This window comes from Geoalkalibacter sp., from assembly GCF_030604225.1.
In the GTDB taxonomy this organism is placed as follows: Bacteria; Desulfobacterota; Desulfuromonadia; order Desulfuromonadales; family Geoalkalibacteraceae; genus Geoalkalibacter.
Genome location: NZ_JAUVWH010000124.1, coordinates 1 through 9,215 on the forward strand (window position 1 = coordinate 1; position 9,215 = coordinate 9,215).

Annotated in this window: 7 protein-coding genes and 1 pseudogene; all 8 read left to right on the forward strand. The window is 64.5% G+C overall.

Annotated elements, in window-relative coordinates:
- Positions 1-212 (forward strand): annotated as a pseudogene (locus tag QAT43_RS12280) (cytochrome b/b6 domain-containing protein); the annotation flags it as partial.
- A gap of 195 nt (positions 213-407) precedes the next feature.
- Positions 408-2,654, forward strand: coding sequence for an ATP-binding protein (locus tag QAT43_RS12285; RefSeq protein WP_305043373.1), 2,247 nt, complete (start codon positions 408-410; stop codon positions 2,652-2,654).
- A gap of 395 nt (positions 2,655-3,049) precedes the next feature.
- Positions 3,050-4,282, forward strand: coding sequence for a methyl-accepting chemotaxis protein (locus QAT43_RS12290; RefSeq protein WP_305043374.1), 1,233 nt, complete (start codon positions 3,050-3,052; stop codon positions 4,280-4,282).
- A gap of 98 nt (positions 4,283-4,380) precedes the next feature.
- On the forward strand, positions 4,381-4,746 hold the full coding sequence (locus tag QAT43_RS12295) for a response regulator (RefSeq protein WP_305043375.1): 366 nt from the start codon (positions 4,381-4,383) through the stop codon (positions 4,744-4,746).
- 11 nt (positions 4,747-4,757) lie between these two features.
- Positions 4,758-5,111 carry an STAS domain-containing protein gene (locus QAT43_RS12300; protein ID WP_305043376.1) on the forward strand — a complete coding sequence of 118 codons (354 nt, stop codon included), beginning with the start codon at positions 4,758-4,760 and terminating at the stop codon, positions 5,109-5,111.
- 41 nt (positions 5,112-5,152) lie between these two features.
- Positions 5,153-7,261 (forward strand): chemotaxis protein CheA, encoded by a 2,109-nt coding sequence (locus QAT43_RS12305; protein ID WP_305043377.1) that lies wholly within the window; start codon positions 5,153-5,155, stop codon positions 7,259-7,261.
- A gap of 60 nt (positions 7,262-7,321) precedes the next feature.
- The gene (locus QAT43_RS12310) at positions 7,322-7,828 is read left to right on the forward strand and encodes a chemotaxis protein CheW (protein WP_305043378.1); all 507 of its coding nucleotides are present in this window, start codon (positions 7,322-7,324) and stop codon (positions 7,826-7,828) included.
- Positions 7,829-7,876: 48 nt separating this feature from the next.
- Positions 7,877-9,215 (forward strand): methyl-accepting chemotaxis protein (locus QAT43_RS12315; RefSeq protein ID WP_305043379.1); only part of this gene is annotated, 1,339 nt, incomplete at its 3' end.

Consider the following 9,215-nt stretch of genomic DNA (forward strand, 5'->3'; position numbering starts at 1 on the left):
TCAACATCGGCCCCCTGCGCCAGCTGGTGATGTTGCTGGGCGGCGTGAAATTCGTGGTTGGCGCGCATTTCCTGCTGGCCTGCGGTCTGACGGCGTTTCTCTTCACCCACGTCTACCTGGCGACCCTCGGTCAGACCTTCTTCGCCTACTTCAAGCCCATGTGGACGGGCTGGGAAAAGGTGGACGACCATCACGCCGAGAAAAGTCATTGACGGCACGACATTTTCTCTGGATTGTAACGGGGCGGGCCTCCGCAAGGGGAGCCCGCCCCTTCTTTTTGCGGCCGCGGTCAGGGACGGCGGCCGGGGCGGTTGGGCGTTGACACGGGGAACGGTTTGAGACTAATCTTGCACAATTAACGTTTTTTACTTTCCTGGTGATTCTTCCCCCATCGGTCAAGGGCTTCCATGAGCGCCAACAGCATCCGCCGACAAATTCTGCTGCCCTTGACCCTCACCCTGCTGATGCTGCTCGCCACCTTTTTGTTCAGCATCTACCAGATCAAACTCCAGGAAGTCGACGAAGCCCTCGACCAGCATTACGAGGCGGTGCAGGTCCTCTCCCGCGAGCTGCGCGGGGAGCGCATCCGGCAGCTGAGCATGGCGGCCGAGCTCATCGCCCGCGATCCCCATCTGCAAGCGGCCATGGTCGAGGGGCGGCGCGACCTGCTGCTGGAGTATTCCGAGCCGCTGTTCGCGGAGGTTCTCCAGCCCCTCGGCATCTCCCATCTCTATTTTCATCAGAGCGACCGGCATAATTTCCTGCGGGTCCACAAACCCGAATTCTTCGGCGATTTCATCACCCGCCAAACCTTGCGCGAGGTCGCGGCGCGGCAGGCGCTGACCGCGGGCCTGGAGCTCGGTCCCCTGGGCACCTTCACCTTGCGCGTGGTCCTGCCCTGGGACGCCGCCGGCGACCTGATCGGCTACATCGAGACCGGGGAGGATGTCGACCTGTTCCTGGCGCGACTGCGCGAACGGGTCGGCATCGAGTACCTGGTCGCCCTGGAAAAGCGGTTTCTCGACCGCGAGCGCTGGGAGGACTACATGGCCCAGCGCGGATTGGCCGCCGACTGGGATAATTTCCCCGAGCATGTGCTGCTCGACGGCTCCCTTCCGCAAACCCCGGCGGGGTTCGCGGAAGCCCTCGCCATCGACCATCAACGCCATTTGGATTTGCCCTTCGAAATGGAGGTTGCCGGGCGCACGCTGCGCGGGCGTTTGCTGCCGCTGACCGATGTCAGCGGAACCGATGTCGGCGATGTGCTCGTCATGCTCGACGTCACGGAAAAACTCGCCCTGTTCAACCGCTCGATGCTCGTCGGCGGCGGCCTGACCCTGGTTCTGGGCGGCGTGCTCTTCGCCTTTTCCTGGGTGATGCTGGGCCGCGCGGCTCGCCAATTGGCCGAGGTTCAGGGGCGGCTGGTCGATGAATTCGAGCTCACCCGCCAGGCCAACGACCATCTGGAGCACGAAATGGCCGAGCGCCGCCGGGTGGAGGAGTCCCTGCGCGAGGCGCGCGACGAGTTGGAAAAACGGGTCGCGCAGCGCACCGCCGAGTTGCGGAATGCCTTGCGCGACGCCCAGGAAAGCGGGGAGCGCATCGACGCCATCCTGCGCTCGGTGGCCGATGGTCTGCTGGTGGTCGATGACGGGGGCCGGGTGCTGCTCATCAACGAACGGGCGCGCGAAATGTTCGGGCTCGGGGAGCGGGCCGAGGGCGGCCAACGCATCGAAGCGCTGTTCGCCGGCTCGGCCCTGCTGCCCAGCCTGCGCCAGGCCCTGGCCGATAACCAGACGGAGGGGGTGTTCGATTTCGAGCATTTTGATTCCCAGGGGGCGCGGCGTATCATCCAGTCGCGGATCTCGGCCATCCGGCGGCCCGAAAATGGTCATTCCGGGGTGCTGGTGCTCATGGAGGACGTCACCCAGGCACGCATGATCGACCGCATGAAGAGCGAGTTCATCTCGACGGTCGCCCATGAATTCCGCACGCCCCTGGCCACGGTGCTGGGTTTTTCCGAGTTGCTGCTCAGCCGCGACGATTTCACCCCCGAGCAGCGCCGGGAGTTTCTGACCTACATCTTCGAGAAGGCCGACGCCCTGGCCGCCATCGTCGATGATCTGCTCGATCTGAGCCGCATCGAGGCGGGGCGCGAGCTCGAACTCAACGAGGATGCCTGCGCGCCGGAGAGCGTCTTCCTGCCGGTAATCCGTGATTATCGCCTCAATCATCCCGCCTTCGTTTTTGACCTGGACTTGCAGCCGGCCGCCCTCGGCCTGTTCGTCGATCGGCGCAAGGGCGCGCAAATCATGGAAAACCTGCTGTCCAACGCCGTCAAATATTCCTCCGCGCAGCGCCGGGTGGCCGTCAGCGGCCGAGTTTCCGGGGATTTCTATGAAGTTCAAGTACGCGACTGGGGCATCGGCATGTCGCCGGAGCAGAGCGCCCGGGTCTTCGAGAAGTTTTATCGCGCCGATTCCTCCAACATCGCCATCGCCGGCACCGGCCTGGGCATGTCCATCGTCAAGCACATCGTCGAAGCCCATGGCGGCCGGGTCTGGATCGAAAGCGCCCTCGGCGAGGGCACCACGGTGTTCTTCACCCTGCCCCTGGCCCAGGAAGGCCAGTTGTCCTCCGCCTCGGCGTCCTGATTCCTTTCCCTCTTGTGTCCCGTGCGGCTAGTCCTGTCTTCAAATTCCGGCTATTTTTGGCGCTGCCTGCGTTGCGCCAACTTGACTTAGCGCCCTGCTAGGCCTGCGTTGGCGACGCCTTGACAGCACCAAAAATATCTCAGAATTATTTGACATGACTAACCACACGGGACACTAGATTTGCCCTCTCTCCGCAGGATCGTTTTGTCATCTCCTTGAACGGGTAGTCCCTGGGGCGCAGGTCCCGATGCGCAAGGCGAAAATTAGCCATGAAATTAATTTAAATAAATGTTGCTTTGTAAATGAATTTAAGTTAAGAAATAGGGGGCGTCGGTATGTTCGACGCGGCGCGACTTTCTTTTTTGCAGTCCTCGCGAGGCGAGGGAGGGACGAAAATGACGACAGGGTGGAAGAATTTTGATCCGGTGGTTCTCGCCGCGCTTGCCGCGAGTCTGTTGACGGTGCTGGGGCTCGCAGTCCTGGGGTTTTTGGGGGCCGGTTGGGCGAGTCTTGCCCTGGTCGCCGCCACGGCCCTGGCCTGGGGCGGATTGCTGGGCGGGGCCCTGCATCGGTTGCGGCGGCGCGAGCGCGTCCAGTGGGAAAAAACCAACCGCAACCTGGCCGAGCTGACCCAGCGCACCAAATCCCTTTTTGAGTTTCTCGCCCATCAGTTCAACGGCCAGTTCGCCAACATCAAGACGGAAAACGGCCAGGTGCGCACCCTGCTCGCCGATGCCATCGAGAAGCTGATCAACAGCTTCACCGGCCTTGAGGAGCAGACCCGCCGCCAGCAGGAAATCGCCCTGGGCCTGGCGGGCAAGGGCGGGGCGGGGCAGGGCGCGGGCCTGAGCTTTGAGACCTTTCTCGGCGAAATCGACGGGGTGCTCAAGACCTTCGCCGAGGCCATCGGGCGCAACTCCGAGCTGGCGCGCTCCATGACCCAGTCCATGGGCGAAACCAGCGCCCAGTTCCAAAAAGTCCTCGGGCTGCTCGGCGAGGTGAAGAAAATCGCCGACCAGACCAATCTGCTGGCCATCAATGCCGCCGTCGAGGCGGCGCGCGCCGGGCAGGCGGGCAAGGGGTTCGCCGTGGTGGCCGAGGAAGTGCGCAACCTCTCCATCCGCTCCAACCGTTTCAGTGATCAGATCGGCGCCTCGGTGGCGGGTATCTCCCAGGCCCTGGCCGAGGTGGAGCAGGTCATCGGCCGCATGGCGTCCCAGGATCAGATCGTCACCGGCAGCGCCAAGCAGCGGGTGGATGAGCTCATGGACAAGACCCGCGAGTTCAACCGCAGCGTCGAGAAATCCGGGCGCGAGATTTCCGAGACTTCCGAGCGGGTCGCCACCGAGGTGCGCCATGCCGTGACCTCCCTGCAATTCCAGGACATGGCGACCCAGGTCATCGGCACGGTGAACAGCCGCGTCGAAAATCTCGAAAGCCTGCTGGGCGGGCTGGCGGTGCTCTCCCTCGATCATCGCGCGCGCGGCGAGGATGTGAGCGACGACTGCCAGTTGCGCCTCGACGAATTCAAGGCGGCCCTGGAAGAAGCCAGCCGCCTGCTCGAAAAAGCCAGTCACAATCCCGTGTCGCAGAAGAGCATGGACGAAGGCGACATCGAGCTGTTCTAGCGCCGATTCACCGTCCCTGTAGGGGCGAGGCATTGCCTCGCCCTGGGCGACCCCGCGGGTCGCCCCCACGGAAGAACCGTTTTTTGGAGGGTTGCATCATGAGCAAACACATTCTCGCCGTCGACGATTCACGCTCCATCCTGCAGATGGTGTCCTTTACCCTGAAAGGGGCCGGCTATCAGGTGACCGAGGCCGCCGACGGCCAGGCGGCCTTTGAGCTGGCCGGCAGCGGCAATTTCAATCTGATCATCACCGACCTCAACATGCCGCGCATGGACGGCATCACCCTGACGCAAAAGCTGCGCGCCCACCCCAAGTACAAGTTCACGCCCATCCTCATGCTCACCACCGAGGCCGGCGAGGCCTTCAAGACCAAGGGCAAGGCGGCGGGGGCCACGGGCTGGCTGGTCAAGCCCTTCGACCCGCAGAAGCTGATCGGCGTGGTGAAAAAGGTGTTGCCTTGAGGAGTGTCGCCATGAGCGCGTTTGATTATGTCGAGAGCGGCGAGGTGGACGGCCGCCGCTGCGGGCGCCTGCACCTGGGATCCTCCCTGACCGTGGCCGAGGCCGCCGAATTGCGCCTGGCGCTGATGGCGGCCCTTGAGGACTGCGCGGTGCTGACCCTGGACGCGGCCGAAGTGGGCGAGGTCGACGTCGCCGGACTGCAAGGCCTGTGCGCCGTGCATCGCACCGGGGTGGCGCGCGGGCGCCAGGTGCTGGTGACGGGACTGGATGTCGGGCCCTGGCCCGAGATCCTGCGTCTGGCCGGGCTGCGGCGCCACGAAGCCTGTCCCCTGTCCAACGACCGCAAGAACTGTCTCTGGCTGTAATGTCGCGCAATGCAACCTGAGGATAAGAGGGGCCTGCCGCCATGAGGGAACGACCCAACGACGCCTTTCGCGAGGAAGCCTACGAGCTGCTCGCCGAACTGGAAACCTCCCTGCTCGAACTGGAGGACAACCCCCGGGACAAGGATGTCATCGGCCGTGTGTTTCGCGCCATGCACACCATCAAGGGTTCGGGGGCCATGTTCGGCTTCGACGAGATTTCCGCCTTCACCCACGAGATCGAGACGGTCTTCGATCTGGTGCGCAACGACGAGATCCTGGTGACCAAGGAGATGGTCGACCTGTGCCTGCTGGCACGCGACCAGATCAAGGCGATGCTCGACGCGGCGGGCGGGCACCTGGAGGTCGATCGTTCCCGGACCGCCCACCTGGTCGGCGCATTTCGCGCCTTTTTGCCCCAGGCGGCCCCCGCGGAAGCGTCTCCGGCGGCGATCCCAGCCCCGGCCGCGGCCGAGGGGGCGGCGACGCGCACCTGGCGCATTCGTTTTCGGCCGGCCCACGACATCTTCGCCAACGGCACCAATCCCCTTGCCCTGCTGCGCGAGCTCTGCGAGCTGGGCGAGGCGCGGGTGGTGGCGCAGACCGATCTCATTCCCCCCATCGACGATCTCCATCCCGAGGTCTGCTATCTCTACTGGGATGTGATTCTCACCACCACGGCCGATGCCAACGCCATCCGCGACGTGTTCATCTTCGTCGAGGATGATTGCGAAATGACCCTCGCATCCATCGATGACGGCGGCTGTCTGGACGACGGCGACAGCCGCAAGTTGCTCGGCGAAATCCTCGTTGAACGCGGCGACCTGAGCGCCGCCGATCTGGAGCGGGTGCTGACCGAGCGCAAGCGCCTGGGCGAAGTGCTGGTGGAGGACGGCCTGGTCAAGCCCGGCCAGGTGGCCGCGGCCCTGGCCGAGCAGCAGGCCCTGGAGAAACAGCGTCAGAATCGCCCGGCCGCCGATGCCGCCTCCAGCCTGCGGGTGCCCGCCGAGCGCCTCGACAAGCTGGTTGATCTGGTGGGCGAGCTGGTCACCGTGCAGTCGCGCCTGTCCCAGACCGCCGCCGGCCGCGAGGACGCGGTGCTGACCGCCGTGGCCGAGGAAGTCGAGCGCCTGGTGGAGGAACTGCGCGACCTGACCCTCAACATCCGCATGCTGCCCATCGGCACCACCTTCAGCAAGTTCAAGCGCCTGGTGCGCGACCTCTCGCGGGAGCTGGGCAAGGACATCGAGCTGGAGACCGCCGGGGCCGAGACGGAACTCGACAAGACCGTCATCGAGCGCCTCAACGATCCCCTGGTGCACATCATCCGCAACAGCATCGACCACGGCATCGAGATGCCCGAGGTGCGCCAAGTGGCGGGCAAGCCGCGCCAGGGCACCATCCATCTCTCCGCCATCCACTCCGGCGACAGCGTGGTCATCGAGATCCGCGACGACGGCAAGGGGCTCGACCGCGACGCCATTCGTCGCAAGGCTATTGAAAAGGGCCTGCTCGGCGAGCAGGACGAGCCCTCGGACCACGACCTCTTCCTGCTCATCTTCGCCGCCGGCTTTTCCACCGCCCAAACCGTGACCAGCGTCTCGGGACGCGGCGTGGGCATGGACGTGGTGCGCCGCGCCATCGACGCGCTGCGCGGCACCATCGACATCCACAGCGAAAAGGGCCGGGGCACCACCATCCGCGTGCGCATTCCCCTCACTCTGGCGATCATCGAGAGCCTGCTGGTGGCCATCGGCAAGGATCGTTTCGTCTTGCCCCTCTCCCTGGTGGAGGAATGCATCGAGCTCACCGAGGGCGATGTCGCCGCCGCCCACGGGCGCAACCTGGTGCGGGTGCGCGATCAGCTGGTGCCCTATCTGCCCCTGCGCCGCTGGTTTGCCATGGAGGGCGCGCGTCCGCCCATCGAGCAGGTGGTCATCACCAGCCTCGGCGGGCAACGCGTGGGCTTCGTCGTCGATCACGTCATCGGCGAGCACCAGACGGTGATCAAGTCCCTGGGACGCATGTACCGCGACGTCCAGGGCATCTCCGGCGCCACCATCCTCGGCGACGGCAGCGTGGCGCTGATTCTCGACGTGCCCCAGCTCCTTCAGGGCGCGGAAGCCGAGGAAAAAGTGGCAACGCATGGTTAAGGGCCGTGGCGCGGGACGAGGGCAACGGACAACGGACAACGGACAATAGGGGGTGCGACGGTGAGCGCGGACAACCAGAATGAAACCAACCAATACCTGACCTTCAAACTCGATCGGGAGATTTTCGCCCTGGGTATCGCCAAGGTGCGCGAGGTGCTCGACTACACCGCCATCACCCGCGTGCCCAAGACGCCCGATTTCATGCGCGGCGTGATCAACGTGCGCGGCGGGGTGGTGCCGGTGGTCGATCTGCGCGTCAAGTTCGGCATGGCGCCCACGCCGCAGACCGTCAACACTTGCATCATCATCGTCGAGATCAACCTGGAGGGTGAAACCACCGTGCTCGGCGCCCTTGCCGACCAGGTCGAGGAAGTGCTCGATCTCGATCCCGCCCAGATCGAACCGGCGCCGCGCATCGGCACGCGCCTGCGCACCGAGTTCATCAAGGGCATGGGCAAGCGCGACGAGCAGTTCATCATCATTCTCGATATCGACCGCGTGTTTTCCGGTGAGGAACTGGCGAGCGTCGCGGGGGGCGAGGATTTGGCGCAAGCAGTGAGGTCATAAGGCCGTGTGAGGGCAGTTAACAAGAGGGATTGGTAAAGGGGAAAAGCCATGAAAAATTTGAAGTTGGGGGTCAAACTCACCTGCGGATTCGTTCTGGTGGCGCTCATCACCCTGGCCGTCGGAATCATCGGCTGGCGCGGGGTGGATAGCCTTGATGGTCATCTCACCGAGGTCGGAGCGGTTCGGCTGCCCAGCGTCCAGAGCCTTCTGGAGATGGAAGCCGGCACCGAGCAGATTCTCATGGCGCAGCGCACCCTGCTCAATCCCCGCTTGCAGGACGAGGATCGCAAGCGGCAATTCGCCAACGTCGACCGGGCGCAGAAGCGCAACCAGAAAGCCATGGATGTCTACGCGCCGCTGCCCCAAACGGCCGAGGAAGAGGTGCTCTGGCGTCAGTTTGTCCCGACCTGGGAGGAATTTCGTCGCCAGAACGACGAATTTTTCCGCATGGCGCGAGAGCTTGAAGGCACGGGGGTGCTCAACCCCGTGCAGCTGCGCGCCGACCTTCAGCAGTTTCGCGCCGACCATCACCAGCTCATGGGGCGGGTCATGACCATGCTGCGCGAGGGCAAGGTGTTCGACGGCGGCACCGACCACACGGCCTGCAATTTCGGTCGCTGGCTGGCGCGATTCCAGAGCGACAATCCCCTGATCCGCGAGATCCTCGCCGGGGTCAACGACAACCACGGCCCCTTCCACCAGGGCATCGCCCAGGCCAAGGCCCTGGTCGAGGCGGGGGATGCACGCGGCGCGGAAGAGGTCTTGAGAGCGGTCATTATCCCGGGTGCGGAAGGTACTTTCGCCAGATTCGAGCGCTTGCTGGCCGAGGCGGCCCGCGCCGAGGAACTCTACACGGCCATGGAAAGCCAGGCCATGGGGCCCACGCGCCTGCGCCACGATGAGGCCATGGCGCTGCTGGAGAAAATCATTCACATCAACGAAGAGGTGGCCGCTCAAGCGGTAAGCGCGGCCCATCAGGACGCGGTCCAGGCCGAGACCCTGGCCCTGGGCGGCGCGGTGATCGGGGTGATTCTGGCCCTCGCCCTGGGCTTTATTTTGACGCGCATCATCACCCGCCCCATCATCCAGGGCGTCAAGTTCGCCGAAACCGTCGCCGCCGGCGATCTCAGCCAGCAGCTCGCCATCGACCAGAAGGACGAGATCGGCCAGTTGGCCTCGGCCCTGAACGGCATGGTGGAAAAACTGCGCGAGGTGGTGTCCGATGTGCGTGGGTCCGCCGACAACGTGGCTTCGGGCTCCCAGCAGCTCTCCGCCAGCAGCGAGGAGATGAGCCAGGGCGCCACGGAGCAGGCGGCGGCCGCCGAGGAGGCGTCGAGTTCCATGGAGCAGATGGCGGCCAACATCCGCCAGAACGCCGACAACGCCA

Coding starts and splice junctions, on each gene's coding strand:
- QAT43_RS12285 (WP_305043373.1), top strand. CDS start 408: ATGAGCGCCAACAGCATCCGCCGACAAATTCTGCTGCCCTTGACCCTC.
- QAT43_RS12290 (WP_305043374.1), top strand. CDS start 3,050: ATGACGACAGGGTGGAAGAATTTTGATCCGGTGGTTCTCGCCGCGCTT.
- QAT43_RS12295 (WP_305043375.1), top strand. CDS start 4,381: ATGAGCAAACACATTCTCGCCGTCGACGATTCACGCTCCATCCTGCAG.
- QAT43_RS12300 (WP_305043376.1), top strand. CDS start 4,758: ATGAGCGCGTTTGATTATGTCGAGAGCGGCGAGGTGGACGGCCGCCGC.
- QAT43_RS12305 (WP_305043377.1), top strand. CDS start 5,153: ATGAGGGAACGACCCAACGACGCCTTTCGCGAGGAAGCCTACGAGCTG.